The sequence below is a fragment of the Frankia sp. ACN1ag genome, assembly GCF_001414035.1.
In the GTDB taxonomy this organism is placed as follows: domain Bacteria; phylum Actinomycetota; class Actinomycetes; order Frankiales; family Frankiaceae; genus Frankia; species Frankia torreyi.
The window spans coordinates 1-26,916 of record NZ_LJPA01000013.1 but is presented as its reverse complement, the minus strand read 5'-3'; the positions used below and the strand labels follow the sequence as shown (position 1 = coordinate 26,916).

Here is a 26,916-nt window from a genome sequence, read left to right as displayed (position 1 = left end):
CCGCGTCCGCGAAACCGCGCCGGGACCGGCGGCACCACCATCCCGACCGCGGCGACGGCGGCCTTGCGGGCAATGGCCGGCACGGTCCGCGGCGACGGAAAAGGCCGGCGAGGAAATGCGGCGGACTTTTCCGGTCCCCGCGAGGGAGCGCGCCCTATCGATTCTTTAGGGGAATGCAAGACCGCTGGTCGACACTGACAGGAACACCGGGGGGCGGCCCGCCCGCCGGTGACCGACCGACCCGTGGCGCGGCGCGGGTGGCGCCCGAGGATCGCAGCTGCGACACCGGGGCGTCGCCACCGGCGTCGTGCGGGAGAGGAAGCCATGACCCAGCCGACCAGGATCGGCCAGACCGCGGTCGTCATCCCCGGCCAGGATGTGCGCGACCCCGGTCGCCGGCTGTCCCAGCTGTTCGACGCGGGCTCGTTCGTCGCCGACGCCGCGCCCGCCGGCGGCCGGGTGCTGGCCGGGCGGGGCCGCATCGACGGCGTGGCCGCGGTCGCCTTCTGCACCGACGGGACCCGGATGGGCGGAGCGCTCGGCGCCGTCGGCGCCCGGCAGATCGTGGCCGCCATCGAGGAGGCCGTCCGCGACGGCGTGCCGGTCGTCGGACTGTGGCACTCCGGCGGGGCGAGCCTGGCCGAGGGCGTCGAGGCGCTCGACGGCATCGGCCAGATCTTCGCCGCCATGATCCACGCCTCCGGGCGGGTGCCGCAGATCTCCGTGGTGCTGGGGCCCGCGGCCGGCGGCGCCGCGTACGGGCCGGCGCTGACCGACGTCGTCATCATGGCGCCCGACGGGCGGGTCTTCGTCACCGGCCCGGACGTCGTGCGCAGCGTCACCGGGGAGCAGATCGACATGGCGGGTCTGGGGGGTGCCGACGCGCACGGCCGGCGCTCCGGCGTCGTCCACGTCGTCGCCCGCTCCGAGAGCGACGCCTACGAGCGGGCCCGGCGGATCACCACGCTGCTCGCCGCGCCGGGGCACGTCGACCTCGACGCCATCACCGCCGAGGAGGCGGCCGCCGACGCCATCACCGCCGAGAAGACAGCCGCAGACGCCATCACCGCCGAGAAGACAGCCGCCGACGCCGGACAGGAGCGGGTCGCGCCCGACCCGCGCGACCCGCGGTCCCTGCTGCCGGCGCGGCCGCGGCGGGCCTACGACGTGCACCCGCTGGTGTACCGGCTGCTCGACGGCGACGACGGCCCGGGGGGCTTCGAGGAGCTCCAGCCGCGCTGGGCGCCCAACGTCGTCGTCGGCCTCGGCCGGCTCTACGGCCACAGCGTCGGCGTGATCGCGAACAACCCGCTGCGCAAGGGCGGCTGCCTGGACTCCCTGAGCGCCGAGAAGGCCGCCCGATTCGTCCGGATGTGCAACTCCTTCGGCGTCCCGCTCGTCGTCCTCGTCGACGTCCCCGGCTACCTGCCCGGCGTCGGCCAGGAATGGGACGGGGTGGTCCGCCGCGGCGCGAAGCTGCTCTACGCCTTCGCCGAGGCGACCGTCCCCCGGGTCACGCTCATCACCCGCAAGTCGTTCGGCGGCGCCTACATCGCGATGAACTCCCGCTCGCTCGGGGCCACAGCCGTGCTCGCCTGGCCCGAGGCCGAGGTCGCCGTGATGGGCGCCGAGGCCGCCGTCGGCATCCTGCACCGGCGCGCGCTGGCCGCCGCCTCCGACGACGCCCGGCCCGGCGTGCTCGCCCGCCTCGTCGAGGAGCACACCCGCACCGCCGGCGGCGTCGAGCGCGGAGTGGCGCTGGGCGTCATCGACGACGTCATCGACCCGGTCGACACCCGCCCCCGCATCGCCCGCGCGCTTGCCGCCGCGCCGGCGCGGCGCGGCCAGCACGGCAACATCCCGCTGTGAGGGTGGCGGCGCGGCAAAACGTTCCCCGTCGCCAGTCGTCCTGCGCGATGATCGGCCATGACGAGTCGCGAGCACGGTCTGGTCAGGCGTCCGGCACAGGGTGACCGGGCGCTGATCGCCGCCTACGCCGATCCCGCCGACGGAACGTTCACCCCGCTGGAACGGACCGTGATCACGGTGGCGCTGGACGCGCGGCGGCTCGGCCACGCCGGCCCGATCCCCGCCGGCCTGCTCGCCGACGCCACCGCCGGGATGCTGCCCGACCTGGCGCTCACGGAAGACCCACGGTGGATCGACGCCGTGCTGCACGCGTTGTGCCACAAGCCGCGCGCACAGGTCCCGGACGCGACGAGTGCGCTGGTGGCGCGACGTCGCCTGGGCGCGAGAACGGGCCGGCGACTCGGACGGTGCGGCGTGGGCCTACCGGCAGCTCGCGTCCACCGGCGACACCGAGCTGCTGCGCCGGCTCGGCCGTACGCGGGAGCAGGCCCGCGACCACGACCGGGCCGCGTGGGCCTACGAGCAGATCGCCGACGCGGGCGACCCCACCGCGCTGCATGGCCTGGCCCGCGTGCGCCGAGCGGCCGGCGACCGCCCCGGGATGCGGCGGGCCTACCTGCGGGCCGTCGACGCCGGGGACACCGACGCCCTGCGCCCCCTCACCGACGCGATGGGCGCCGACGCAGGCCCGCTGCTGCGCTACGGACTGGAGCCCGACGGCCGGGTGTCGCCTCCCTGGTGGTGAGGCCCGGGGCGGGCGGCTGCCCGGACTCCCTGAGCGCCGAGAAGGCCGCCCGATTCGTCCGGATGTGCAACTCCTTCGGCGTCCCGCTCGTCGTCCTCGTCGACGTCCCCGGCTACCTGCCCGGCGTCGGCCAGGAAGGGGACGGGGCGGTCCGCCGCGGCGCGCACGGCAACATCCCGCGGTGAGGGTGGCGGCAGGGCTAGGTAGCGACCTTCTCGCGGACCTCGCGACGGGCAAGCTCCTCGCGCACGAGTGGGATGATGTAGCGGCCCGTGTCGATGGCGTCGCCGATGTTGCCGAGGGTCGGCAGCGAGATCACCTCCGCACCGAGCTCGGCGTACCTGACGAGCGCCTCCGCGATGGTCTCGGGCGAGCCGACCAGGAACGACGAGGCACCGCCGGCCCCGGCGATCGATCGTGGCGTCCAGAGCACACCACCGTCATGTGTCTCGCCCTCCTGCGCGATGTCGCGCAGACGCTGCGAGCCCACGTTCGGCAGGTTGACCTTCAGCACCTCGCCGTAGTGCGCCTTGGACTGCTCGACGAGCCTGCGAGCCTTGCGCTGCGCCAGTTCGTCGGTCTCGGCGACTATCGGCCGGAAGGTGACCCAGAAGCGGATCTTGCCGGTCCGGCCGACCTTCCGCGCCTCCTCGTAGACCCGGTCGATCTGCTGCTTGGTCTGCTCCAGCGGCTCTCCCCACAGCGCGAAGATGTCCGCCTGAGCGCCACCCGCCGCATAGGCGTAATCCGACGATCCGCCGAGGGAGACCGGTATCGGCTCACCGGAATAGGTCTGGTAACCGGGCCCGAAGTCATCGAAGTCGTAGAATTCGCCGTGGTGCGAGAACGGCTCGGTCTTCGTCCACACATCCCGCAGGATCTGCACGAACTCGGCGGAGCGCCGGTAGCGAGCATCCTTCTCGAGATAGTCGCCCTGCCGCTGCTGCTCCTCGTTGCTCGAACCGGAGATGATGTGGACCGCCGTGCGCCCCTTGCCAAGCTGGTCGAGGGTGGACAGCGCCTGGGCGGCGACCGTCGGGAACGACGTGTTCGGCCGCACGGCGACCATCGGCTTCAGACGCTCGGTGTAGGTGAGGATTTCCGCCGAGCGAACGTACTGGTCAGGACCCGCCGAGTGGTAGGCCACCAACGTGTAGTCGAACCCGAAGTCCTCCAGCGTGCGTGTGTATCGACGGATGTACTCCGGGTCGAGCTTGCCACGCCAGAAGTCGGCCGCAAGGCCCGCGCCCGGCTCACGCCAGTGAGCGGCATTGACGAATTCGACCGCCATCATTGTCCTCCTGCTTCGTGGCCGGGTACGGCGGAGTCGAAGGAGCCGCGCCGCGGTGCGAACGGGGCTTGTCCTGCGGCGAGCCCGGCCGAGACCGCGGCCACCACGGCACCCTGCTGGTCGGACAGGTAGAAGTGGCCGCCGGGGAACACCTTCACCTCGAACGATCCGGTGGTGTGCCGGCGCCAGAGCTCGGCCTCGGCGAGCGTCACCCTGGGATCGGAATCTCCCACCATCGCGACGACCGCAGTACTGATCGTCGCGTCACTCGGCGCGGAATACGTTTCGATCGCCTGATAGTCGGCCCGGGTCGGCGGCAGCACCATCTCGACGAGTTCGGGGTCGGCGAGAACCCGCGGATCGGTCCCGCCGAGCTCGCGCATCTCCCGGAGAAAGCCCGCGTCGTCGCGGCGGTGGACGGTCTCGAACCGTTCGGCCGACGGCGCCCGCCGCCCCGACGCGAACAGCACGAACGGCGCCGGCGCCCCGGCCGCCGCGAGCCGGCGGATGACCTCGAAGCCGACGATCGCCCCCATGCTGTGCCCGAAGAAGGCCAGGGGCCGGTCGGTGAGCGGGGCGAGGACCTCGGCGATCCGGTCGGCGAGCGGCGCGATGGCCGTGTGCGCCGGCTCCGCCCGCCGGTCCTGCCGTCCCGGATACTGCACCGCCTGTACCTCGGCGACCGAGGACAACGCCTTCGAGATCAGCAGATAGGTGCTCGCGGCCCCGCCGGCGTGCGGAAAACAAACCAGCCGGGGGGCGTCGGGCGGGCCCGGATGAAACCGCCGCAGCCACCGGTCGACCTCAGCGGACACGGACATCTCCAAACCACCTTTTCCGGCCCGGGCCGGCACCCGGCCGTGGCGTCGGATTCGCCTTTTCCGGAGGAATTCCCATGCCTACACAATAGGCGGTGCGCCGACCATCGGCTCGCCTGGTGAAGGAGCGTCGGCCACATCACGGCCGATGTGTTTCCGCTCGGCGCCCGGGCCCGCGGCGAAAGGCGACAGGACCGAAGGCTGCAGAACGGCAGGCGACGCGGTAGGAGGCGACCCGGCGGCAGGCGACGCGGTGGGAGGCGACATGGCGGCAGGCGACGCGGTGGGAGGCGACATGGCGGCAGGCGACGCGGTGGGAGGCGACATGGCGGCAGGCGACGCGGTGGGCGCGGGGGCCCACCTGCGGTTCGCCGCCCAGGCGGCGACCGCGGCGGCGGCGGAGGCGAGGCCGCCGACGTAGAAGCCGGCGCGGGCGCTGTGGTGCTCGGCGAGCCAGCCGACTCCCAGGCTGCCCAGCGGCGTCGTCCCCTGCAGGATGAGGCTGTACAGAGCCATCACCCGGCCCCGGTAGCTCGGGTCGCTGCCGAGCTGGATGCGGTGGTTGGCCGCCTGGGCGAAGTAGAGGGTCGCGAAGCCGGTCAGCGCCAGCAGGCCGATCGCCGCCGGGAAGGTCGGCGCGACGCCCACCGCCGCCTCCAGCACGCCGAACGCGAACGCCGAGACGATCACCAGCCTGGCCGGCGGGCGGTTGCGGCGGCCGGTCGTGAGCAGCGCGGCGACCAGCGAACCGGCGGCGAGCCCGGTGGTGAGCAGCCCGAAGGAGGTCGCGTCGGCGTGGAAGACGGTGCGCGCCAGCAGCGGCACGGTGAGCTGGAAGTTCATCCCGAACAGGCCGACGGCGGCCACCAGGCCCAGCACGACGACCAGGTCGGCGCGGCCGAGCACGTAGCGCAGCCCGTCGACGATGCGGGGGGCGACCGCGGGGCGGGCGTGGCGGTGGATCTCCGCCGGGCGCATCAGGCGCAGGCCGGCGACGGTCGCCAGGTAGCTTCCGGCGTTGATCGCCATCGCCGGGCCGGTGCCGAAGGCGGCGATGAGCGGGCCGGCGGCGGCCGGGCCGACGACCCGGGCGATGTTGAAGTAGGCGGCGCTGAGCGCGGAGGCGTTGGGCAGCAGCGCGGGGCCGACCAGCTCGCTGACGAACGCCATCCGGGTCGGCGTCTCGATGGCGTTGACCAGGCCGATCGCCAGCGCGAACGCGCAGACCTGCCACAGCCGCACCCAGCCGGCGAACACGAGCAGCGCCAGCGTCAGGGCGAGCAGGCCGGCGACCAGGTTGGCGCCGGTGAGCAGCAGGCGCTTGTCGTGCCGGTCGGCGAGCCGGCCGCCGTAGAGGGTGAGCAGCAGCATCGGGGTGAACTGCAGCGCGGTGACGAGCCCGAGGGCCGTCCCGGAGTCGCCGCTGAGCGACAGGACGAGCCAGTCCTGGGCGGTGAACATCATCCACGTGCCCGTGACGGACAGCACCTGCCCGGCGGCGAAGAGCCGAAAGTTGTACACCCGCAGCGACCGCAAGACACCCTCGATGATCCGCTCCTCGCCCGTCGTGGTCATCGTCACCGGCGTCGATCGTCACCCGCGTCGATCGATACCGGCGTCGATCGATACCGGCGTCCATGGTCGCGGATGGCGGCGCGCGGCGGGCCCCCTGTCCGGTTCCGCCGCGCGGGGGGCGTTGCCAAGGGGCGTCAGAGGGCGCGGCCGGGATTGAGGATGCCGGTCGGGTCGAAGACCCGGCGCACCTGGCGTTGCAGGTCGTGGCTGCGGCTGCCGAGCTCGGTGGCCAGCCAGCGCCGTTTGAGCACCCCGACGCCGTGTTCGCCGGTGACCGTGCCGCCGAGCTCCAGCGCGAGCGCGAAGATCTGCTCGGCGGCCGCCCACGCCCGGCGCGGGATCTCCGGCTCGGCCGGGTCGACGACGATGATCGGGTGCAGGTTACCGTCGGCGGCGTGTGCCAGGGTGAAGATCTCCACCCCGGTGGCGGCGCCGATCTCGGCGACGCGGGCGGCGGCCTGCGCCAACCGCCCCCGCGGCACGGCGATGTCCTCGATGAGCACCCGCCCGAGGCGTTCCAGGGCGGGCAGCGCGGCGCGGCGGGCGGCGAGCAGCGTCTCGGCGGTCGCCGCGTCGGCGGAGCGCCGCACCAGCCGGGCCCGGGTGGCGAGGACCGCCTCGGCGGCGTCGGCCTCCTCGGCGGCGCCCGACCCGTCGGTCTGGACGAGCAGGAACACCTCCCCGTGGTCGGCCAGGTCGCTGCCGGTGGCGGCGTCGACGGCCCGCACGGTGCGGGCGTCGAGCAGTTCGGCGACGGCGGGGACGATCCCGGCGGCGCCCAGCGCGGTGACCGCGTCGACCGCGGCGGCGACGGTGTCGAAGAAGGCGGCGAGGGTGACGGTGGCCCGCGGCACCGGCCGCAGCCGCACGGTCGCGCCGACGACGACGCCGAGGGTGCCCTCGGAGCCGACGAACAGGCCGGTCAGGTCGTAGCCGGCGACGCCCTTGACGGTGCGCCGCCCGGTGCTGATCAGCTCGCCGTCGGCGAGGACGACGTCGAGGCCCAGCACCGACTCGCGGGTCACGCCGTACTTGGCGCAGCGCAGCCCGCCGGCGTTGGTGGCGATGTTCCCGCCGATCGTGGAGATCGCCGCGCTCGCCGGGTCCGGCGCGTAGCACAGGCCGGCCTCGCGGGCGGCGGCGTCGAGATCGGCGGTGATCACGCCCGGTTCGACGACGGCGACGGCGTCGTCGACGGACAGCTCGCGGATGCGGTTCATCCCCGCCAGGTCCAGCACGACACCGCCCGGCGCGGCCGCGGCACCGCCGGCGAGGCCCGTGCCGGCGCCGCGCACCGTCACCGGCACCCCGCGGGCGACGGCGACCCGCAGCACCGCCTGCACGTCGGCGACCTCGCGGGCGAACGCCACCCCGAGCGGGCGGCCGTCGGGGATCCAGCCCGAGCGGTCGAGGCGGTGCGCGTCGACGACCGCCGGGTCCGTACTCCACCGGCCGACGGGCAGCGCGACGGCGAAGGCGTCCGCGCGGATCACGTCCGCGTCCACCGGGCCGGCGGCGCGGGCCCGCGGCGCGATGCCGGCCGCCGACGGCCGGGGCGCCGACGGCCGGGGCGCCGACGGCCGGGGCGGGGTGGCGGTCACCGCGGGCCGGTGGCGACCGGCCGGGCGGGGTCGGACGACCACGCCGACCAGGAACCCGGGAACAGCGCCGCGTCGAACCCGGCGACGGCGAGGGCGGCGATCTCGTGTGAGGCCGTCACCCCCGACCCGCAGTACACCCCGATCGGGGCCTGCGTGGCGCCGCCGCCGGCCGAGGCGCCGAGGGCGAGGAAGCGGGCGCGCAGCTCCGCGGCGGGCAGGAACCGGCCGGCGNCGTCGAGGTTGTCCCCCGTCGACGCGCTGACCGCCCCCGGGATGTGGCCGGCGCGCGGGTCGACCGGCTCCACCTCGCCGCGGTACCGCTCGGGCGCGCGGGCGTCGAGCAGGATCCCCTCGCGGGCCACCGCGGCGGCGGTGTCGGCGTCGAGGACGGGCAGGTGCCCCGCCTCGAGCACGATGTCGCCGGGCAGTGGGATGATCTCTCCGGTCTCGATCGGCAGGCCGGCGTCACGCCAGGCGCCGAGCGCCCCGTCGAGGATGCGGACGTCGGCGATGCCGGCCCAGCGCAGCAGCCACCATGCCCGGGCGGCGGACAGCCCGCCGTTGTCGTCGTAGACGACGACCGGGCGCCCGGCGGTCAGCCCCCAGGAGCGGGCGGCCTGCTGAAGGTCGGCGAGCTCGGGCAGCGGGTGGCGCCCGGCGGTGCCGCCGGGGGCGGCGGCGAGCTCGGTGTCGAGGTCGACGTAGACGGCGCCCGGCAGGTGACCCTCGCGGTAGTGGTCGTGACCGTGCGGGTCGCCGAGCGCCCAGCGGACGTCGAGCAGCAGCGGCGCCTGCGCCGAGCCCAGCTCGTCGTGCAGCGCCTTGGCGTCGACGAGTACCTCGCCGCTGGGCTGGCGGCCCGCCCCGGACCCGCGCGCCACCCGGCCCGCGGCCAGCAGCTCGGCGAGGTCGGCGTCGCCGAGGCCGCCCGGCGGGGTGCCGAGGCGGGCGGCGACGGCGATGCGCCGCTGCACGCCCGCGTTCACCGGGGCGGTCAGGCCGTGCAGCCGGGCCAGCAGGACGATCTCCCCGTTGAGGAAGTCCGATTCGACCGAGCCGCCGCGGGCCAGGCTCTGCCAGGTGGAGCTGCCCTGGCGCGGGAAGCCGGGGATGTCGTGGATGACGAGCTGGGTGTGGTCGAACCCGCCGTCCTGGCGCAGGTCGGCGATGTCGATGCCGGCGGCGTCGAATGCCCGGCGCGCCTCGGCGACGAGTTCGGCGGAGGCGGCGTCGCGCCGGGGGCTCGGCGGGTAGAGGGCGTCGAGGTTGTAGGCGAGGTTGCCGAGCAGCTTGCCGGCCTTCCAGCGGCCGATGTCGTCGACGATCCGCACGGCGCTCGCCCCGCGGCGCAGGTCGGCGGCGATCTGTTCGACGGCCGGGTCGCCGACGCCGCCGCCGGGCGCGCGGCCCAGCAGGAAGCCGGCGACGAGCGGCGCCGCCGGGGAGATCACCTCGCCCGGCCGCAGGTGCGACGACGGGCTGAGCACCATCGCGTCGACGACGACGGCGAAGCGGCGCAGCGCGGTGCGGGCGTTCTCGATGCCGTTCTGCAGCAGCACGACGGGCAGCGCCTCGGCGGCCGTGGTGCGCCCGCCGTCGACCGGCTGCCAGGCCCAGGCGGCGAGCAGGGCCTCGGAGTCCTGGGACTTGGTGGCGAGCACGAGGACGTCGCCGGAGCGCAGCTCCACCTCGTCCGGCCCGCCGGCCACCGCCAGGTCCACGCGCCGTTCCTCGGCCGGGCCACCCTCGGTGGCCGGCGGGCGGAGGTAGCGCAGCCCGTGGGCGCGCAGCGCCTCCAGGTTGGCACCCCGGGCGACGACGACGACGTCGATGCCGGCGAGGTGCAGCTCCGCGGCGATGGTCGCGCCGACCGCGCCGGCTCCGATGACTATGTACCGGCGGCTCATCGCCCCGATCCCTTCTGTCGTGTCTGGTGGGACGCCGCGGCCGGGGCGGCGGCGAGCTCGGCGGCGAAACGCTGGCCGGGGACCGCGCCGAGCAGCTCGCGGGTGTGCTCCTCGGCCGGTGCGGTGAGGATGGTCTCGGCGGGTCCGCTCTCGACGATCCGCCCGCCCCGCAGCACCGCGACGTGGTGGGCGAGCTGGGCGACGACCGCGAGGTCGTGGGAGATGAACAGGTAGCCGACGCCGAGGTCGGCCTGCAGGCGCAGCAGCAGGGTGAGGATCTGCTCCTGCACGGACACGTCGAGCGCCGACACCGGCTCGTCGAGGAACACCAGTTCGGGTTCGAGGGCGAGCGCCCGGGCGATCGCGACCCGCTGGCGCTGGCCGCCGGAGAGCTCCGCCGGCTTGCGGTCGGCGAACGCGGCCGGCAGGGCCACCTGGTCGAGCAGTTCGCGGACCCGGGCGGCGCGGCTGGCCCGGTCGCCGACCCGGAACGACACCAGCGGCTCGGCGATGGTCTGCGCGACGGTGAACCGCGGGTCCAGCGAGGAGTAGGGGTTCTGGTGGACGAGCTGGAAGCGCCGCCGCAGCGGGCGCAGCTGCGACCAGCCGGCGTCGGTGATGTCGACGCCGTCGAGGTGGACGCGGCCCTGGGTCGGCTTCTCCAGGCCCATCGCGATGCGCAGCGCGGTCGTCTTGCCGGAGCCGGACTCGCCGACGAGGCCGAGGGTCTGCCCGGCGCGCACCGACAGGGTGACATCGTCGAGGGCGCGGAACGTCCGCTCGCCGCCGGCGGTGCGCGGCAGCCGGAAGTCCTTGCCGATCCCGTCCAGGCGCAGTACCTCGGGCGCCGGGGTGACGTCGGTGAAGTGGGGCACGACGCCGCCGGCGTGCGACAGCGCCGGGGCGGCGGCGATGAGGTGGCGGGTGTAGGGCTCGCGGGGCCGCAGCAGGATCGCCGCGGGCTCGCCCTGCTCGACGATCCGCCCGCGCTGCATGACCACGACCCGGTCGGCCCGGTCGGCGGCGACACCGAGATCATGCGTGATGATCAGCAGCGACGCGCCGGTCTCGGCGACGAGGCCGCCGAGGTGGTCGAGGATGCGCCGCTGCACGGTGACGTCGAGCGCGCTGGTCGGCTCGTCGGCGACGATGAGCCGGGGATGCCCGGCGATCGCGATGGCGATGAGCACCCGCTGGCGCAGTCCGCCGGACAGCGCATTGGGGTACTGCCGGGCGCGCACCGCCGGCTGGTCCACCCCGGCGCGCTCCAGCGCCTCGATCACCTCCGCGCCGACGAGGCGCTTGTCGACGCCGCGGCGGCGCACCACCTCGGCGATCTGCCCGCCGATGCGCATCGTCGGGTTGAGTCCGACCATCGGGTCCTGCGGGACGAGCCCGATGACGTTGCCCCGGAAGGTGCGCAGCACCCGGTCGGGCGCACCGGTGACGTCGGTGCCGGCGATCCGGATGCGCCCGGCGGTGATCACCCCGCTCGACGGCAGCAGCCCGAGGATCGCGTTCGCCGTCGTCGTCTTGCCGGAGCCGGACTCGCCGACGACGGCCACCGTCTCCCCGGGGGCGATCGCGAGGTCGACCTCCTCGACCGCCAGGGTGGTGCGGCCGCGCTGGTGGTAGCCGACGGACAGCCCGGCCAGCTCCACGATGGGGCTCGTGTCGGCGGGCGTGACGGGGCCGTCGAGCGGCGCTGCCTCGGTGCTCAACGCTGCATCTCCTCGAGGGTGCGGGCGATGTGGTTGAGGCTGAACACGACCAGGCCGACGAACAGGCCGGGCAGCAGCGACAGCCAGGGGCTGGTGATGAGGAAGTTGCGGCCGTTGGAGATCAGCGTGCCCCACTCGGCGGCGGGCGGCGGCGTGCCGAACCCGAGGAAGCTCAGGGAGGAGATGGTGAGCACGGCGGTGCCGAAGTCGAGCACGGCGAGCACGGACACCGGTCCCCACGAGTTCGGCAGGATGTGGCGCGCCAGCACCCGCCCCCAGGAGGCGCCGCCGGTGCGCGCCGCCTCCACGTAGGGCTGTTCCTTCACCCGTAGCACCTCGGCCCGGGTGGTGCGGGCGAAGGTGGGGGTGATGGTGACCCCCACGGCGATCGCGATCGGCAGCAGGCCGAACCCGAGCGCGGTGACGATCACCAGGGCCATCAGCAGCATCGGGATCGCCAGCAGGATATCGATGATCCGCATGAGCACGCTGTCGACCCAGCCGCCGAAGAAGCCGGCGACGACACCGATGGCCAGGCCCGCGACGATGGCGATGAGCACCGCACCGCCGGTCGCCTTGATGGTCAGGGTGGAGCCGTGCAGGACCCGGCTGAACAGGTCCCGGCCGAGTTCGTCGGTGCCGAACAGATGGTCCAGGCTCGGCCCCTTCAACTTGTCGGTCGGGGACGTCGCGGACGGCTTGTACGAGGTGAACAGGGAGGGCAGGAGGCCCGACACGATCACGAAGGCGACGAACAGCGCGGCGAGGACGAACCCCGGGCGGCGCAGCAGCGGTCCGGCCGCCGCGAACAGGTCGTCCCGGCGTCGCCGATTCTCCCCGTCCACACCGGCGTCGCCCACTGCCGGCGCAGGTGCCGGTTCCGGTGCTGGTGCCGCGGTGACGGTTGACGCCGCGGCACCGCCCGCCGCCGCGAGATCGGTCGCGACGGCAACCGGCGTTATCGGTGGGGCGCCTGCGGCCGGGGCGGCGGCGCGGGCTTCGGCCGCGCGCTGCTCCGGCGCCGCGACGAGGTCGGGCCCGCGGTCGGACTTCGGGGAGAGGATCTTGTCGGGCATCGGTGCGGTCCCCCTCAGGCTGCTCGACCCGCGCGTGCCACGCGCGGGTCGAGCAGCGAGTAGAGCAGGTCGACGAGCAGGTTGACCACGACGAACAGGGCCGCCGCGATCAGGACGATGGCCTGGACGACCGGCACGTCCTGGCCGAGCACCGCCTGCTGCGCGAGCTGGCCGATGCCGTTGCGGGAGAACACCGTCTCGACGACGACCGCGTTGACGACGGTGTACCCGACGAGCACGCCGAGCAGGGTCAGCGCCGGCAACGAGGCGTTGCGCAGCGCGTGCCGGACCTGGATCGTCCAGCGGGACAGGCCCTTGGCCCGGGCGGTGGTGATGTAAGGCTCACGCCAGGTGTCGTTGAGGCTGCGGGTGAGCAGTTGGGCGAGCATCGCGGAGGGCGGCAGGCCCAACGTGATCGCCGGCAGCACCAGACTGCGCCAGCCGTGGGTGCCGGTCGCGGGCAGCCAGGTCAGCGAGAACGAGAAGACCTGGATGAGCAGCAGCCCGACGAAGAACTGCGGCAGTGAGACGCCGACCGCGGGCAGCCGGGCGAGCAGCACCCGAGCCGGGCGCCACTGGACGTAGGTGGCGAGGAAGGCGATGCCGAGGCCGAGCACCAGCACGACCCCGATCGCGACGGCCGTGAGCGCGATCGTCGAGGGCAGCTTGTCAGTGATGAGCGAGCCCACCGAGACGTTCTGCGTCAGCGACATCCCGAAGTCGAAGTGCAGCGCCCTCCACAGGTGATGGAAGTACTGCACGACGATCGGGTCGTCCAGGCCGTAGTGCGCCTTCAGGTCGTGCAGCTGCGCCGGGGTGAGCTGGCTGACGTCGGCGCCGCCCGCGCTGAGCTGCAGGGTGATCGGGTCGCTGGGCAGGACGTTCAGGATGATGAAGGTGACGGTGTAGGCCGCCCAGAGCACGAGGAGTGCCTGGGCGACCCTACCGGCGAGATAACGGGGCATGTGGGTACCGGTCCTACGGTGGCGGGTTCCGGTCCCACGGTGGTGGTTCCGGTTCTAGGTGCGGGGTCCTACTTGGACAGCCAGATGTCGTTGGCGCGCAGGAAGCTCTCCGAGGTCCACGCGAAGCCGTGCACCTTGCCCGAGACGCCGGCGGTCTGCAGCCGGTCGTAGAGCGGGAAGGCCACCCCGTTGTCGATCAGGGCGTCCTGCAGGTCCTTGTAGGCGGCGGCGCGCTGGGTGGGGTCGGCCGTGGACAGCCCCTTGGCGAACAGTGCGCTGATCTTCGCCGCGGTCGCCGGGTCCTGGGAGTACTTCGCCGTGTACTGCTTGGAGACGGCCTGGTCGAGCGACGAGCCGAGCACGCTCGGGTCCGCCCGGGTCAGGTAGCCGCCGGAGAGGTCCCAGTCGCCGGCGTTGCCGGTCGGGGTGAGCTGCGCGGCCGTGACGACCTTGATCTGGTAGTCGATGCCGACCTTCTTGAGCTGGTCCTGGACGAGCTGGTCACCGGGGCCGGCCGCGTTGGTCAGGTAGGACAGCGTCAGCTTCTTGCCGTCCTTGTGGCGGTAGCCGTCGGAGCCCAGCGCCCAGCCGGCGGCGTCGAGCAGCTTGCCCGCCCCGGCGGGGTCGTAGACGAGCTTGGCGGACTGGTCCACCGCGTACGGGGTGGTCGAGGTCACCGAGCTCTTGGCCACCGGGTAGCCGTCCCAGTACACGGTCTTGGCGTAGCTGGTCAGGTCCAGTGCCTTGTACAGCGCCTTGCGCACCTGCAGGTCGGCCAGCGGGCGGCCGGCGGTGACGTTCGGGATCAGCAGCCCGATGATGCCGGGCAGGGCGCGGGTCTGGATGGTGGCGCCGGAGGCCTTGATGACCTGCTGGTCGGCGGAGGTGATCGGCTGGCGCGGCCAGGCGATGTCGATCGTGCCGTTGGTCAGGCTGCCGACCCGGACGTTGTCCTCGGCGATGTAGCTGACGTCGATGCCGTCGAGGTACGCCGCGCCCTTGTTCGCGATCAGCGAGCTGGGCCAGGCGTAGCCGGCGCGCTTGGTGAGCTTGACCGACTTGCCGGCCGAGTAGCTGTCGAGGGTGAACTCGCCCGAGCCGATGATCTTGCCGGCGCAGCGTGCCTCGGGCGTCTCCTTGTACGTCGCCGGCGACAGGATGGCCGTCGTCGTCGTCGAGGAGGCCTGCAGGAACGCGGCGTTGGGAGTGGCGAAGTCGACCTTGACGGTGTACGGGTCGACGACGGTGGTCGACTTGTAGCCGGCCAGGTAGGTGAGGCCGAGCGTCGACTTGGCGCCGAGGTCGTGCAGCCCGTCGTAGGCCGTCTTCACCGCGGTCGCATCGAACTTGGTGCCGTCGCTGAACGTCACGTCCTTGCGCAGGTTGAACGTGTACGAGGTGGCGTCGGGGCTCACCGTCCAGCTCGTCGCGAGCCAGGGGACGATCTTGCCGGTCTTCGGGTCCTGGTCGGTCAGCGAGTCGGCCACGTTGCGGTCGATGCTGCGGGACTCGATCCAGTACACCTGGTTCGGGTCGATGCAGGACTGGAAGTCCGACCAGAAGGCGATCTTCAGGCGCCCGCCGGGGACCGGCTTGCCGTCCTGCGTGCCGCCGGCCGCGGAGGTGCCGGAGGAGCCGGAGGAGCCGCCGCTCCCGCAGGCCGCGAGGGAGACGGCCGCGAGGACGGAGACGGCTGTAGCGGCCAGCCGTCGCCTCGTTCGGTGACGGTGCGACGTGGACATGGTGATGGTGCTCCCCCTTGTGACGTTCCGCGACGAGCGGACGGGATGAATGGGACGGACGGGATAGACGGGACGGACGGGATTCCAGGCCCGACGGCCGGGACGGTGGGGACGCGGCGGCTAGCCGGCGGCAGGCGCTGCAGCGGCAGGCGCTGCGGCGGCGAGGACGCGGCGGCCCGCGATGAGCAGCGCGGTGTCCTCCTGCGGCGGGTGGACCCGGACGCAGTGGACGTCGCGCAGGTGGCGTTCGAGCGGGTTGCGCCGGGTCAGGCCGGGGTTGCCGATCGCGGCGACCGCGGTCTGCACCGCGGTGATCGCGGCCCGGGCGATCAGCGGCTTGGCGAGGATGGAGCGCTCCGCCGCCTGCGGGGCGTCCTCCTCGAAGNGGCGGGCCACCCCGAAGGCGATCTCCTCGGCGGCGACGAGCTGCGCCTCGATCTCCCCGGCGACCGTCTGGATCCGTTCGGTCGTGGCGATCGGCCGGCCCAGCGCGGTGGGGACCCGCTCGTTGGCGAACCGCAGGAAGAACTCCTGCGCGGCCCGGGCCACCCCGATGTAGAGGGCGGTCGCCCCGATCCCGACGGCGGCGAACCCGGCGTCCGGGGTCTGGGCGGAGGCGGGCAGCCCGTGGAAGTTGGCGGCGGGCACCTCGACGTCGCGGTAGATCACGTCGTGGGTGCTGCTCGCCCGCAGCCCGAAGTGATCCCAGGTGCGGACGATCTCGATGCCGGGCGTGTCGGCGGGGATGATCACATGCCCGAGCAGCGGGTCGTCCTCCTCGGTGGCGACCCAGACCAGGTGGTAGCTCAGCCCCTCGGAGCTGGTCGCGAAGCCCTTGCGCCCGTTGACCACCCAGCCGTCGGCGGTGCGGCGGATCTTCGTCGCCGGCAGGCCGCCGCGGGCCGGCGCGCCGAGCTCCGGCTCGGCCCGGATCGCGTTGAGCAGCACCGGCCGCTCCAGCGAGTCGGCGACGACCTTCCGGTAGAGCTCGTCGGGCCAGAACGGGTCACGGGCCTGCAGCACGTGCTGGAAGACGGTCATCGCGGAGACCAGCGCCACCGACGGGTCGCCCTTGCCGAGCGCGAGGAACACCCGGATGCTGTCGGTCGGGCTCAGCGCCTGCCCGCCGTAGCGCGGGTCGATGCCCAGGCGCAGCAGGCCCGCGTCGTGCACGGCCTGCACGCCCTTCCAGGGGAACTCCCCCGACCGGTCGTACTCCTCGGCGGTGGCGGCGATCTGGGCGCCGACCCGGGCCAGCGCCTCGTCGGAGATGTCGACCGCGGGCAGCGGCGCCGCGGACACGGCCTCGCCCGCCGGCACGGCCGTTCCCGCCGGCACGGAGCCGGCCTCGACGGTCGACGACACGATCACGTCGGACGGGGCGGTCATGACGCCACCTGCGCCCCGGCCGCGCCGACGAGTTCTGGCTGGGGCAGTCCCGCGTCGAGTGGCACGACCTCGCCGCGCCGGCCCGTCGCCTCCCGGTGGGCCAGCTCCTGGCGCACCAGCGGCAGGACGTAGCGGCCGTAGTCGACGACGTCGTTGAAGTTGTCGTAGCCGCGGATCGAGATCAGCTCGGCGCCGAGGTCGACGTAGTCGAGGATCGCCGCGGCGACCGTCTCCGGCGTTCCGACCAGCGCCGTCGACGCCCCGGCGGCGTTGGTCGCCTTGGCGGTGGCGGTCCACAGCGCGCGGTCGTGCACCTCACCGCGGGCGGCGGCGGCCAGCAGCCGCTGGGAACCGACGTTGGCCGGGGTGGCGTTGCCGCCCACCCGGAAGCCCTTGTGGACGATCCCGCCGTTGCCCTGCAGGACGCCCAGAATGNGGTGCGCCTTCTCCCAGGCGAGCTGTTCGGTCGGGGCGATGATCGGCCGGAAGGTGACCCAGATCCGCGGGGTGTCGCTGCGCCCGGCGAGGCGGGCCTGCTCGTACACCGCGTCGATCTGCTGCTTCGTCTCGGCCAGCGGCTCGCCCCAGAGCCCGAAGATGTCGCCCTTGGCGCCGCCGACCTGGTAGGCCTCGGCCGAGGAGCCGCCGACCGACACCGGGATGGTGCCGTTGACCGGCCGGACCAGCGAGACGAAGTCCTCGAACGAGTAGTAGGTCCCGGCGTGGTCGAACGGGGCCGTCGAGGTCCACACCTTGCGCAGGATGTCGATGTACTCCGACTGCCGGGCGTAACGCTCGGTCTTGCTCAGTCGGTCGCCCTCGCGAGCCTGCTCGCGGTCGTCACCACCGGCGATGAAGTGCACGACGGCCCGGCCACCGCTGAGCTGATCGAGCGTGGCGAGCTGCTTGGCGGCGACCGTCGGGTACATCGTGTTCGGCCGCAGCGCCACGATGGGCCTGACCCGCTCGGTGTGCTGGGTGATCGCGGAGGCCAGGGTGAACGGGTCGTGGAACGACGAGCTGTAGGCCACGAGCGTGTAGTCGAAGCCGCCCTCATCCAGCGCCCGCGCGTACCGCTTGAAGAACGGCAGGTCGATGTCGGTCTGCCCGAGCCGGTTGAGCTCGTTGGATTGGTTGATGTTGATCGCGCTGATGAACTCGACGGGCATCGGGGTCCTCCGGGAAGGCGGTCAGGCGCGGGGGTGGTGGGGGCAGGTCACGACCAGCGCGCGATGGCAGGCAGCTCGCTGCCGAGCCGCAGGCGTTCGAGGAACAGCACGACGGCGGCAGCGGCGGTGCGGTGGGTGGCGTCGTTGAGGGCGTCGTGCTTGCCCCCGTCGATGGTGACCAGCTCGGCCCGGGGCGCCGCCGCGTAACGGGCGCGCACCTGGCCGAGCGGGCTGACGAGGTCCGCCGTGCCGTGCAGGCCCAGCACCGGCAGGTCCACCCGGCCCAGGTCGCCGTCGGCCAGCCAGGCCGGCGGCACGGGCGTGTCCAGGCCCCCGCGACGCAGGTGCGGGTCGGCGCTGAGCCGGGCCTGGTGGGTCGGGCAGGCCGTACGGGCCGCGAGCTCTGCCGCCCAGCGACCCTCGCCGTCGGCGTCCTCGCCCCCCGCCGCAGCTCCTTCCGCTCCGATTGCCCCCGCTTCGGTTGCCCCCGCTTCGGTTGCCCCCACCGCGACCGAGGTGGCGGCCGCCGCGGAGGCCGGGCCCGCCGGAGCCGGGGCGCCGGCGGTGGCCGGCGGCAGGCCGACGAGCAGCAGCGCGTCGGCCTGCACGGTCCCCGTCGCGGCGAGGGCGGCGACGAACGCGGCACCGGCGTCGGAGCCCGCCAGGACGCGGGGCGCGGGCAGGTCGGGGTCGCTCAGCAGGGTGCGGATGTCCGCCGTCACCGCGTCCGCGTCTGCGGTCGGGTCGCCGACGACGCGCACGCGGTACCCGTCGAACGCGATCCGGGTGCCGAACCGCTCGTAGACGCCGGGGTGCTCGCCGCGTCCGACGACCAGGATGATCGTTCCACGTGGGGCGACGGCGGGCGGGTTGTCCCACGCGGCAATGGTCGAGGCCGGCGCGGGGGAGAGCTGGGCGGAGGTCATCGAGGCGTCCTTCGTCCGGGAGAGGGGACTCGGTCGGGTCAGGGGCCCGGGCCGGGGGTACGTGCGGTCGGATACAGGCGGTCGGGGCGGGTGGTGATGGTGGATGCGCTGGGCGCGGTGGCCGGTGGCGCCGGGCCTGGCCGGCGCGAGCACACCGGGGCCGGCGGGCCGTCGACGCACGGGGCAGGCGCGCACGGCCGGCCGTCCGAGCACGAGGGCACGGCGGCGGCGGAGACGTAGCGAGAAGGACGGCTGGGCGGAGGCGGCCGGGCGGGAGGCGCCCGGCCTGGAGCGGCACGGAAGCGCGGGCGGACGGGCACCGCGTGCACCGGGAGGGCCGACAAGCTCAGGCGCCCGCCGACTCTGTCGCGCCGCGCGGGGACTCGGGGCTTGACCTGCGCCCGGGGCGGCGCCACCCGTCGCGGCGGGCCGGCAGGCGGCAGGGCCTACCCGGCCGGCCGGGGCGTCACCGCGCCGAGGCCGTCAGGCGGGGCCGGGGCGGCGTCCGAAGCCGGCTGGCGGTGCGGTTCGCGTCAGCGGCAGCGACAACAGGACGAGGCGAGGATGCCGAAGTCGACGACCCGCCGACGAGTCAACACCCGCCTGGGTAGCGGGACGGCAAGGGCACAGCCGGCACGAGGGGCGTTGACCTGCCCGAACCGGGATGCGCGTGACGTGCCGACCATGTCCATGAGGATGGTGGGTTTTCCTCCGGTTGTCCAACGCCGATCCGCGATCGCACCGATCAGGATTCGCGATCGTTCGTGTTATGGTGCGCCTTGTGTCCTCCGTGCTCGACATAAACGCTTTGCGCAGCCTCATCTCGATCGCTGACAGCGGCGGCTTCCGGCGGGCCGCGGAGACCCTGTGCGTCTCGCAGTCCGCCGTGAGCCAGCACGTCCGGCGGTTGGAGAAGACGGTCGGGCGCCCGCTGGTCGAGCCGGACGGTCGGGCCACCCGCTTCACCCCCGACGGCGAGCTCCTGCTCGCCGCGGCACGACGGCTCCTCGCCCTGCACGACGGCACCCTCGAACAGCTCGGTGTCGGCGCCCCGGCCCGGCCCTCCACGATCACCGTCGGCGCCACCGAGCACGCCGCGGATCACCTGCTGCCGCTGTGGATGGAGGCGCTCACCGCCGGGTTCCCCGAGGCGCGCGTGCAGTTTCGCCTCGACCGGGGGGCCCGCCTCACCGAGGCGCTCGACCAGGGCGCGGTCGACGTCGCCGTGCTCATCGGCTCGGCCCGCGCCGCCGTGTCCCGGCCGGCCGGCACCCTGCCGCTGGCCTGGTACGCGGCCGCCGGCTGGACGCCGCCGCCACCGGACCGTCCGCTGCCCCTGGTGGCCATCAACGATCCGTGCACGATCCGCAGCCAGGCGTTGAACACCCTGGCGCGGGTCGGCCGCACCGCCTGGGTGGTCGGCGAGGCCGGTCACCTCGCCGGGGTGCTGCAGGCCGCCCGGGCCGGCGTCGGGGTGGCGCTGCTCGCGGATGTCGGCCCGGTCCCCCCCGGCCTGGTCCGGCGCGACGACCTGCCCCCGGTCGCCCCCGAGCCGCTGCACATCCGCACTCGGCGGGGTGCACCGCCCCGGCTCGCCGAGCTCATCCGCGACACCGTCATCGCCGCGCTGGCCTGAGGCCAGCCCCCGGGTCCCGCCCCGGTCGCCGGCCCACCCGGCGGGGCCGTCTGTCGGGTTCGCCTGTCGGGGCCGTCCGGCATGACCGCAGGTCACGGCGGGCATGCTCCCCTCGGAGGTGGTCCGGATGGTGCCCGCGTTGGCCGCCGCTGAGTCGGAACTGTCCCAACCGGACACGGTGGTAGCGGATCTACTCGAGATTCTGCGCCGCCAGCTGCGCATGGACCTCGCCGCGCTGGCCAGGGTCGAGGACGGGCACCTTGTCCTGCAGGTGCTGTGCGGGGACATCGCCGGGTTCGGGCTGCACGCGGGCGCGACGGTCAGCCACCCGGACTCCCTGCTCGGGCAGGTGCTGACCGGCGAGCTGCCCGCGATCGTCGCGGACACTCTGGCCGATCCGAGCCTCGCCGGCAACCGCGACGTCCGGGACTGGGGCATCGGCTCCTACGCCTCGGCGCCGATCGTCGACGCCGAGGGCAGGGTGTATGGCGTCCTGTGCTGTGCCGGGCACCGGTCCCGGCCGGCGAGCCCCGAGCGCGAGGGGCGCTTCCTGCGCCTGCTGGCGGCGTTCCTCAGCGACACCGTCCTCGACCTGCACGAGATGTGGGCGCGGCGGCGCCGGGTCTGGCAGGAGGTCAGCGACCTCATCGACAGTGGCGGCCCACGGATCATCTATCAGCCGATCTTCCGGCTCGCCGACGAGCGCATCATCGGCGTGGAGGCGCTGTCCCGGTTCCCGGACGGACGCGGCGGGGCGCAACGCTGGTATGCCGACGCGACCACCGTCGGGCTGAGCACCGAGCTGGAACGACTCGCGATCGGCCGGGCGCTCGCCGTCCTGCCCGTCCTACCCGGCGATCTCACCCTGGCCGTCAACGCCTCCCCCACCACCATCTCCGCCGGCCTGCTGGATCTGCTTCCCGGTGCTGCGGCCGATCGGCTCGTCGTCGAGATCACCGAGCACGAGCACATCGGGACCGACAAGCACCTGCTGCGGGCCGTCGAGCAACTGCGCAGCCGGGGGGTGCGGATCGCCATCGACGACATCGGCACCGGCTACGCGGGCCTGGAGCAGCTCCTCCACCTACGCCCGGACATCATCAAGCTGGACGGCGTCATCACCCGGGGCATCGACACCGACGCCGCCCGCCGCGCCATCGCGACCGGCCTGGTCCAGGTCGCCGACGAGATCGGGGGCAGCATCGTCGCGGAGGGCATCGAGACCCCGGCGGAGCTGGCCACCGCGATGGCCGCGGGCATCCTCTACGGCCAGGGCTTCCTGCTGGGCCATCCCGGCCCACCCGCCGGGGCCGCCTGGCTGCGGCCCGACACGCGGCCCTCCGCTGTCCCCGGCGACCCCGGCGGCCTGCAGGCACCGGCCGGCCCGGGCGCCCACCGCGAGCCGCGACCGAACCGGCTGGACCGCCACGGCCCGCTATCGTCGGCCGATGCCCGTCGATGATCCCGACCCCCGGCGCACCCAGCGGCAGCGCCGCGCCAGCAGCCGCGAGCTCATCCTCGACGCGGCGGTCCGGGGACTGTTCGAGGACGGTTACGCCCGGACGACCACCGTGGCGATCCAGACCAGAGCCGGGGTGTCCCGCGGCCGGCTGCTGCACCACTTCCCGTCCCGGGAGGACCTGCTGGTGGCGGCGGCCCAGCATCTGGCCGGCGAGCGCATCGAGGAGATGCGGCGGTTCGTCCTGTCCGCCACCGGCGGGCCCACCGCCGACGACGGCGAGCGGATCGACCTCGCCACCGACCTGCTGTGGGAGACGTTCCGGGCGCCGTACTTCTGGGCGGCGATGGAACTGTGGACCGCGGCCCGCACCGACGCCGACCTCGCCGCCACCCTCGCGGCCGCCGAACGGCAGCTCGGCGGCGCGATCAACAGCGTCGTCGCGACGATGTACGGGCCGGTGCTCAGCGCCCACCCGGACTTCCCCGCCGCCCGGGACCTGATCTTCTCCAGTATGCGCGGGGTCGCCCTGACCTACGCCGTCACCGGGCACAACCCGCGCACCGAGCCCCATCTGGCCCTGTGGAAGCGGGTGCTGCGCGAGATGCTGACGGCCCCGGAGAGCTGACCGCGGCGACGTTTCGAGACCCCGATCGAGCCCCGTGTGGCGCCGGCGCCGCACTGGTCGACCTGTCCTCGCCCGGTGTCCGCATCGGCGCGCCCGACCTGAAGATGGGCCACCGCGGCCAGCTCACCGCCGACATCGTGTTCACCGACGTGCACGTGCCGGCGGACAACGTCCTCGGTCCGCCCGACGGCGGCCTCGGCGTGGCACTGTCCGCGCTGGTGCGCGGACGGATCGGCATCGGCGCCGCCGGCGTCGGGGTCGCCCAGGCCGCCCTCGACCTCGCCGTGCACCGGTTGCGCACCCGGCACGTGTTCGGCGCCCCGCTCGGCGCCATGCAGCACTGGCAGTTCCAGATGGCCCAGCGGGCCACCGAGATCGAGTGCGCGCGCTCGCTGTACCAGAAGGCCGCGCTCCTGCTCGACCGCGGCGATCGCAGCGCCGACCCGGAGGCCGCGATGGCCAAGGCGTACGGCACGCGCCTGGCCAACGACCTCGTCCGCGAGGCCATCCAGATCCACGGCGCGGTCGGCTTTGCCCGCCGGGTGGCCGAGAGCGGCGAATCCGTCCGCCTCGAGGAGATGTACCGCGACGCCAAGATTCTGGAAATCTTCGAGGGCGCCAACGAGCTCCAGCAGTGGATCATCGCCCGCCAGCTCATCGGCCGCGACGTCACCGGCTGATCTGCTGATCTGCTGGTCCGCGCGGTGTGGGGTGTTGACCGGCTGCGCGGCGGGCTTCGCATAATGGCTGACTGTGACGGTTGCCCGTTCTTCTGCTGAGGCCGCGCGTCAGGCGGTGGTGGAGGGGGTGTTGGAGCGGATCACCTTCGTCAGCGAGGAGACCGGCTACACCATCGCCCGGCTGGCCACCGAGCGGTCCGGTCCGGACCTGCTGACGGTGGTCGGTCCGCTGCTGGGCGCGCAGATCGGGGAGAGTCTGCGGCTGACCGGGCAGTGGGGTAGCCATCCCCGGTATGGCCGGCAGTTCCAGGTGCACTCCTACACCACGGTGCTGCCCGCGACGATCCAGGGCATCCGCCGGTACCTGGGCTCGGGTCTGATCAAGGGGATCGGGCCGGCGATGGCCGAGCGGATGGTCGCGCATTTCGACATCGACATTCTGCGGATCATCGAGGAGGAGCCGGCGCGGCTGATCGAGGTGCGCGGGCTGGGACCCAAACGCACCAAGAAGATCGCCGACGCCTGGGAGGAACAGAAGGCGATCAAGGAGGTGATGGTGTTCCTGCAGGGAGTGGGGGTGTCCACCTCCCTGGCGGTGAAGATCTACAAGAAGTACGGAGACCAGTCCATCGGCGTCGTCCGCACGCAGCCCTACCGGCTCGCCACCGACGTGTGGGGAATCGGGTTCAGGACCGCCGACACCATCGCCCAGGCCGTCGGCATCCCCCACGACAGCCCGGAACGGATCAAGGCCGGTTTGCAGTACACCCTGTCGCAGGCCGCCAACGACGGGCACTGCTTCCTGCCCGCACCGAACCTGATCACCGATGCGGCGAAGATCCTCGAGGTCGAACGGGAGCTGATCGGGCCGTGCCTGGACCAGCTCGCCGCCGACGAAGGCGTGATCCGCGAGGGGATCCCCGCCGGAGACGGCACTGTCCCGGCGGTCTATCTGGTGCCGTTCCACCGCGCGGAGACCTCCCTTGCCGGCGGGCTCCTGCAGCTGCTCACCTGCGACGAGGAGCGGTTGGCGTCGTTCGCGGAGGTGGACTGGGACAGGGCACTGAGCTGGCTGCGCGGCCGGACCGGTCAGGACCTGGCCGACGAACAGGCGGAAGCGGTCAGGCTCGCGCTCACCCGCAAGGTTGCGGTACTCACCGGCGGCCCGGGGTGCGGCAAGAGCTTCACCGTCCGTTCGGTGGTGGAGCTCGCCCGGGCCCGCAAGGCCCGGGTGGTGCTGGTCGCGCCGACCGGGCGGGCCGCCAAACGGCTGGCGGAACTCACCGGCCACGAGGCCTCCACCGTCCACCGGCTGCTGGAACTGCAACCCGGCGGTGACCCCAGATATGACCGTGACAATCCGCTGGAGGCCGATCTGGTGGTGGTGGACGAGTCCTCGATGATGGACGTCATCCTGGCCAACAAGCTGGTGAAGGCGGTTCCGCCGGGGGCACATCTGCTGCTCGTCGGTGACGTCGACCAGCTTCCCTCCGTCGGCGCCGGCGAGGTCCTGCGCGACCTGCTCGCCACCGACACCATCCCCCGGGTCCGGCTGACCAGGATCTTCCGGCAGGCCCAGCAGTCCGGCATCGTGGTCAACGCCCACCGCATCAACGCCGGAACACCACCGCGGCTGCACGGCTTCGGTGATTTCTTCTGGTTTACCTGCGAACCGTCCGAGGACTCCGGTCTGCAGCCGGCGGAGGAGACCGCCAAAATGGTGGTGGACATCGTCGCCCACCGCATCCCGAAACGCTTCGGGCTCGATCCCCGCCGCGACGTCCAGGTGCTGGCGCCGATGCACCGCGGACCGGCCGGGGCCGGTAACCTCAACAATCTGCTACAGGAGGCTCTCACCCCTGCCCGGGAAGGCGCTCCCGAACGCCGCTACGGGGGGCGGGTGTTCCGGGTGGGCGACAAGGTCACCCAGCTCCGCAACAACTACGACAAGGGCCGGGCCGGGGTGTTCAACGGCACCGTCGGCGTCGTCACCGGCATCAACACCGAAGACCAGACGTTGACCGTGCTCACCGACGAGGACGAAAGTCTCGGCTACGACTTCTCCGAACTCGACGAACTCGCCCATGCCTACGCCGTCAGCATCCACCGCTCCCAGGGCAGTGAATACCCTGCCGTCGTGCTTCCGCTCACCACCTCCTCGTGGATGATGCTCCAACGCAACCTCCTCTACACCGGGGTCACCCGCGCCAAGAGGCTTGTCGTTCTGGTCGGCTCCCGCAAGGCGCTGGCGGCCGCGGTCCGGACCCCGGGAGCCGGGCGTCGTCACACTGCCCTCACCCACCGCGTCGCCCGGCCGTGAGAGCCCCTGCTGCTACGGCTTGCGACCGACGGCCCCGTAGAAGCTGACCTGGGCGTCGGTGAGGCCGTCGGGGGTGTCGTCGTCAGGCCGCCAGCGATGCACGATCTGGAGGCCGGGATCGAGCAGGTCCAAGCCGTCGAAGAAACGGGCGACCTCGGTGCGACCGCGTTGCTGGGCGGGAATGCCGTTGGCCCGGTAGGTGGCGGCGACCCTTTCCATGCCCTCGTCGTAGTCGGCGGTGGCGTGGGTGAGGGTCAGATGGCTGCCCGATGGCAGCGCCTGCAGGAGACGGCGCAGGAGGGCGTGGGGGTCGTCGGAGTCGGGGAAGAAGTGGATCGTCGCGATCAGGGAGAGGGCCACCGGCCGGGTGAGGTCGAGGGTGGCGCGCAGCTCGGGAGCGCCGAGGATGCTCTCGGGGTCGTGCAGGTCGGCGTCGAGGTAGGCGGTACGCCCTTCGGGGGTGGTGGCGAGCAGGGCCCGGGCGTGGGTGAGCACGATCGGATCGTTGTCGGCATAGACGACCCGGGCGTCCGGCGCGATGCCCTGGGCGGCCTCGTGCAGGTTCGGGCTGGTGGGGATGCCGGTGCCGATGTCGAGGAACTGGCGGATCCCGGCCTGCGCGGCCAGATGACGGGTGGTTCGGATCATGAATGCCCGGTTCGCCTGAGCGGCGATGCGGGCGTTCGGGAACACGGCCAGGGTCCGCTCGGCGGCATCCCGATCGACCGGGAAGTGGTCCTTGCCTCCGAGGTAGTAGTCGTACATCCGGGCCGAATGCGGCTGGTCGGTCTTCAGGTCGACCGGGTTGCGCATGTCGGCCTTGGTCTTCCACCACGTCCCCGGCGTGCCGTGTGGATCCGTGCTCGTCACCCGCGAACAACTCCCTCACATATCGGAAGATCCTCGCGAATTATCCTAATGTAGTGACCCCTAGGGCTAGGGGCAGGGCTAATGTCACGGGTGGCGGCATAGCGGGCGCGGCAGCCGGGGGCGGGGCCGCGGACACGGCGGGGNGACGGGGNGCGCGATGGGCAGGGCCGGTGGGCAATACCAGGAACTTTAGGTTCGGATCAGGACTGTGACCACGGTGGGCGGCGGTCCTGCGAGGTGCTTGTCGATCGGCTTCTTGGCGGGGAACGGGGTGCGTTTGGTGCGTCGGACGACGCGGGGGTGGGAGCGGAGCCGTTTCGGTAGGACGTGTTCGGCGATCTCAGCGGTCACCGCGGCCAGGATCCGGGCCGTCCGGCGGAGGGGGGAAAAGCGCCCGGCGCACGACTTGGCGGCGGACGACTTTGACGGTGTGGGTGAAGGAGAGCCGGTCGGGGTCGATCCCTTCGACCAGCGCGGTGTCGTGGATCAGTTTCCGTAACGCCCGGTGCAGCAGCAGGACGCCCCAGAC

The 26,916-nt window shown here is 73.2% G+C and carries 20 protein-coding genes and 6 pseudogenes; 9 read left to right on the top strand and 17 right to left on the bottom strand.

Going from position 1 to position 26,916, the window contains the following annotated elements; genetic code table 11:
• The first annotated feature begins 324 nt into the window (after positions 1–324).
• From UK82_RS13530 to UK82_RS13520, 3 genes and pseudogenes are all read left to right on the top strand, one after another.
• Positions 325–1,869, top strand: coding sequence for an acyl-CoA carboxylase subunit beta (locus UK82_RS13530; protein WP_055407516.1), 1,545 nt, complete (start codon positions 325–327; stop codon positions 1,867–1,869).
• Positions 1,870–2,221: 352 nt separating this feature from the next.
• Entirely contained in the window at positions 2,222–2,614 is a 393-nt protein-coding gene (locus UK82_RS34040; protein WP_055407514.1) for a hypothetical protein, read from the top strand.
• Positions 2,572–2,778, top strand: a pseudogene (locus UK82_RS13520) (carboxyl transferase domain-containing protein); the annotation flags it as partial. The gene UK82_RS34040 and the pseudogene UK82_RS13520, both read left to right, overlap by 43 nt.
• Positions 2,779–2,813: 35 nt before the next feature.
• On the opposite strand, the gene UK82_RS13515 reads toward UK82_RS13520, so the two are convergent.
• The 15 genes and pseudogenes from UK82_RS13515 to UK82_RS13460 all read right to left on the bottom strand — a co-directional run bounded on the left by UK82_RS13515 (position 2,814) and on the right by UK82_RS13460 (position 18,794).
• Positions 2,814–3,905 carry an LLM class flavin-dependent oxidoreductase gene (locus UK82_RS13515; RefSeq protein WP_044888171.1) on the bottom strand — a complete coding sequence of 364 codons (1,092 nt, stop codon included), beginning with the start codon at positions 3,903–3,905 and terminating at the stop codon, positions 2,814–2,816.
• On the bottom strand, positions 3,905–4,726 hold the full coding sequence (locus UK82_RS13510) for a thioesterase II family protein (RefSeq protein ID WP_044888172.1): 822 nt from the start codon (positions 4,724–4,726) through the stop codon (positions 3,905–3,907). The genes UK82_RS13515 and UK82_RS13510 overlap by 1 nt, the downstream gene beginning before the upstream one ends.
• Before the next feature lie 78 nt (positions 4,727–4,804).
• Positions 4,805–6,298, bottom strand: coding sequence for an MFS transporter (locus UK82_RS13505; protein WP_083507192.1), 1,494 nt, complete (start codon positions 6,296–6,298; stop codon positions 4,805–4,807).
• A gap of 134 nt (positions 6,299–6,432) precedes the next feature.
• Positions 6,433–7,803, bottom strand: coding sequence for an FAD-binding oxidoreductase (locus UK82_RS13500; RefSeq protein WP_236705923.1), 1,371 nt, complete (start codon positions 7,801–7,803; stop codon positions 6,433–6,435).
• Between the two features lie 92 nt (positions 7,804–7,895).
• Positions 7,896–8,130: pseudogene (locus tag UK82_RS37645) on the bottom strand (sulfurtransferase); the annotation flags it as partial.
• Position 8,131: 1 nt separating this feature from the next.
• Positions 8,132–9,806: rhodanese-like domain-containing protein (locus UK82_RS13495; protein WP_236705898.1), on the bottom strand; the 1,675-nt coding region annotated here is incomplete at its 3' end.
• Complete coding sequence (locus UK82_RS13490; protein ID WP_044888174.1) at positions 9,803–11,527, bottom strand: ABC transporter ATP-binding protein; 1,725 nt, start codon at positions 11,525–11,527, stop codon at positions 9,803–9,805. The genes UK82_RS13495 and UK82_RS13490, both read right to left, overlap by 4 nt.
• A complete protein-coding gene (locus tag UK82_RS13485) occupies positions 11,524–12,603 on the bottom strand; it encodes an ABC transporter permease (RefSeq protein WP_044888175.1) in 1,080 nt (359 codons plus the stop codon). The genes UK82_RS13490 and UK82_RS13485 overlap by 4 nt, the downstream gene beginning before the upstream one ends.
• A 14-nt stretch (positions 12,604–12,617) precedes the next feature.
• Positions 12,618–13,568, bottom strand: coding sequence for an ABC transporter permease (locus tag UK82_RS13480; protein WP_044888176.1), 951 nt, complete (start codon positions 13,566–13,568; stop codon positions 12,618–12,620).
• A 68-nt stretch (positions 13,569–13,636) separates the two neighbouring features.
• Positions 13,637–15,310 (bottom strand): ABC transporter substrate-binding protein, encoded by a 1,674-nt coding sequence (locus tag UK82_RS13475; RefSeq protein WP_044888177.1) that lies wholly within the window; start codon positions 15,308–15,310, stop codon positions 13,637–13,639.
• A 120-nt stretch (positions 15,311–15,430) separates the two neighbouring features.
• A pseudogene (locus tag UK82_RS37640) lies at positions 15,431–15,695 on the bottom strand (acyl-CoA dehydrogenase family protein); the annotation flags it as partial.
• 1 nt (position 15,696) lies between these two features.
• Positions 15,697–16,699: acyl-CoA dehydrogenase family protein (locus UK82_RS13470; protein ID WP_236705897.1), on the bottom strand; the 1,003-nt coding region annotated here is incomplete at its 3' end.
• Positions 16,696–17,134, bottom strand: a pseudogene (locus UK82_RS37635) (LLM class flavin-dependent oxidoreductase); the annotation flags it as partial. The pseudogene UK82_RS37635 and the gene UK82_RS13470, both read right to left, overlap by 4 nt.
• A 1-nt stretch (position 17,135) precedes the next feature.
• Positions 17,136–17,868, bottom strand: a 733-nt coding sequence (locus tag UK82_RS37630) for an LLM class flavin-dependent oxidoreductase (RefSeq protein ID WP_236705896.1), incomplete at its 3' end; no start/stop codon positions are given.
• 47 nt (positions 17,869–17,915) lie between these two features.
• Positions 17,916–18,794: a serine aminopeptidase domain-containing protein gene (locus UK82_RS13460; protein WP_055407505.1), complete on the bottom strand. Its 879-nt coding sequence runs from the start codon at positions 18,792–18,794 to the stop codon at positions 17,916–17,918.
• 96 nt (positions 18,795–18,890) lie between these two features.
• Between UK82_RS13460 and UK82_RS33640 the strand changes: the two genes are divergently transcribed.
• The 6 genes and pseudogenes from UK82_RS33640 to UK82_RS13435 all read left to right on the top strand — a co-directional run bounded on the left by UK82_RS33640 (position 18,891) and on the right by UK82_RS13435 (position 25,517).
• Positions 18,891–19,034 carry a hypothetical protein gene (locus tag UK82_RS33640; RefSeq protein WP_157866998.1) on the top strand — a complete coding sequence of 48 codons (144 nt, stop codon included), beginning with the start codon at positions 18,891–18,893 and terminating at the stop codon, positions 19,032–19,034.
• A gap of 529 nt (positions 19,035–19,563) precedes the next feature.
• Positions 19,564–20,430 carry a LysR family transcriptional regulator gene (locus UK82_RS13455; protein ID WP_044888181.1) on the top strand — a complete coding sequence of 289 codons (867 nt, stop codon included), beginning with the start codon at positions 19,564–19,566 and terminating at the stop codon, positions 20,428–20,430.
• Positions 20,431–20,557: 127 nt separating this feature from the next.
• Positions 20,558–21,892, top strand: coding sequence for an EAL domain-containing protein (locus UK82_RS13450; RefSeq protein ID WP_236705895.1), 1,335 nt, complete (start codon positions 20,558–20,560; stop codon positions 21,890–21,892).
• Positions 21,879–22,517, top strand: a complete 639-nt coding sequence (locus tag UK82_RS13445) for a TetR/AcrR family transcriptional regulator (RefSeq protein ID WP_055407502.1) — start codon at positions 21,879–21,881, stop codon at positions 22,515–22,517. The genes UK82_RS13450 and UK82_RS13445 overlap by 14 nt, the downstream gene beginning before the upstream one ends.
• A gap of 53 nt (positions 22,518–22,570) precedes the next feature.
• A pseudogene (locus UK82_RS13440) lies at positions 22,571–23,197 on the top strand (acyl-CoA dehydrogenase family protein); the annotation flags it as partial.
• A 73-nt stretch (positions 23,198–23,270) separates the two neighbouring features.
• A complete protein-coding gene (locus UK82_RS13435) occupies positions 23,271–25,517 on the top strand; it encodes an ATP-dependent RecD-like DNA helicase (protein WP_055407500.1) in 2,247 nt (748 codons plus the stop codon).
• A gap of 12 nt (positions 25,518–25,529) precedes the next feature.
• Here the strand turns inward: UK82_RS13435 and UK82_RS13430 are convergent, their stop codons facing one another.
• On the bottom strand, positions 25,530–26,387 hold the full coding sequence (locus UK82_RS13430; RefSeq protein ID WP_055407497.1) for an SAM-dependent methyltransferase: 858 nt from the start codon (positions 26,385–26,387) through the stop codon (positions 25,530–25,532).
• A 340-nt stretch (positions 26,388–26,727) separates the two neighbouring features.
• A pseudogene (locus UK82_RS13425) lies at positions 26,728–26,916 on the bottom strand (IS4 family transposase); the annotation flags it as partial.

Coding starts and splice junctions, on each gene's coding strand:
- UK82_RS13530 (WP_055407516.1), top strand. CDS start 325: ATGACCCAGCCGACCAGGATCGGCCAGACCGCGGTCGTCATCCCCGGC.
- UK82_RS13515 (WP_044888171.1), bottom strand. CDS start 3,905: ATGGCGGTCGAATTCGTCAATGCCGCTCACTGGCGTGAGCCGGGCGCG.
- UK82_RS33640 (WP_157866998.1), top strand. CDS start 18,891: ATGGTGGATGCGCTGGGCGCGGTGGCCGGTGGCGCCGGGCCTGGCCGG.
- UK82_RS13475 (WP_044888177.1), bottom strand. CDS start 15,310: ATGTCCACGTCGCACCGTCACCGAACGAGGCGACGGCTGGCCGCTACA.
- UK82_RS13480 (WP_044888176.1), bottom strand. CDS start 13,568: ATGCCCCGTTATCTCGCCGGTAGGGTCGCCCAGGCACTCCTCGTGCTC.
- UK82_RS13460 (WP_055407505.1), bottom strand. CDS start 18,794: ATGACCTCCGCCCAGCTCTCCCCCGCGCCGGCCTCGACCATTGCCGCG.
- UK82_RS13445 (WP_055407502.1), top strand. CDS start 21,879: ATGCCCGTCGATGATCCCGACCCCCGGCGCACCCAGCGGCAGCGCCGC.
- UK82_RS13450 (WP_236705895.1), top strand. CDS start 20,558: ATGGTGCCCGCGTTGGCCGCCGCTGAGTCGGAACTGTCCCAACCGGAC.
- UK82_RS13505 (WP_083507192.1), bottom strand. CDS start 6,298: ATGACCACGACGGGCGAGGAGCGGATCATCGAGGGTGTCTTGCGGTCG.
- UK82_RS13510 (WP_044888172.1), bottom strand. CDS start 4,726: ATGTCCGTGTCCGCTGAGGTCGACCGGTGGCTGCGGCGGTTTCATCCG.
- UK82_RS13485 (WP_044888175.1), bottom strand. CDS start 12,603: ATGCCCGACAAGATCCTCTCCCCGAAGTCCGACCGCGGGCCCGACCTC.
- UK82_RS13455 (WP_044888181.1), top strand. CDS start 19,564: ATGGTGCGCCTTGTGTCCTCCGTGCTCGACATAAACGCTTTGCGCAGC.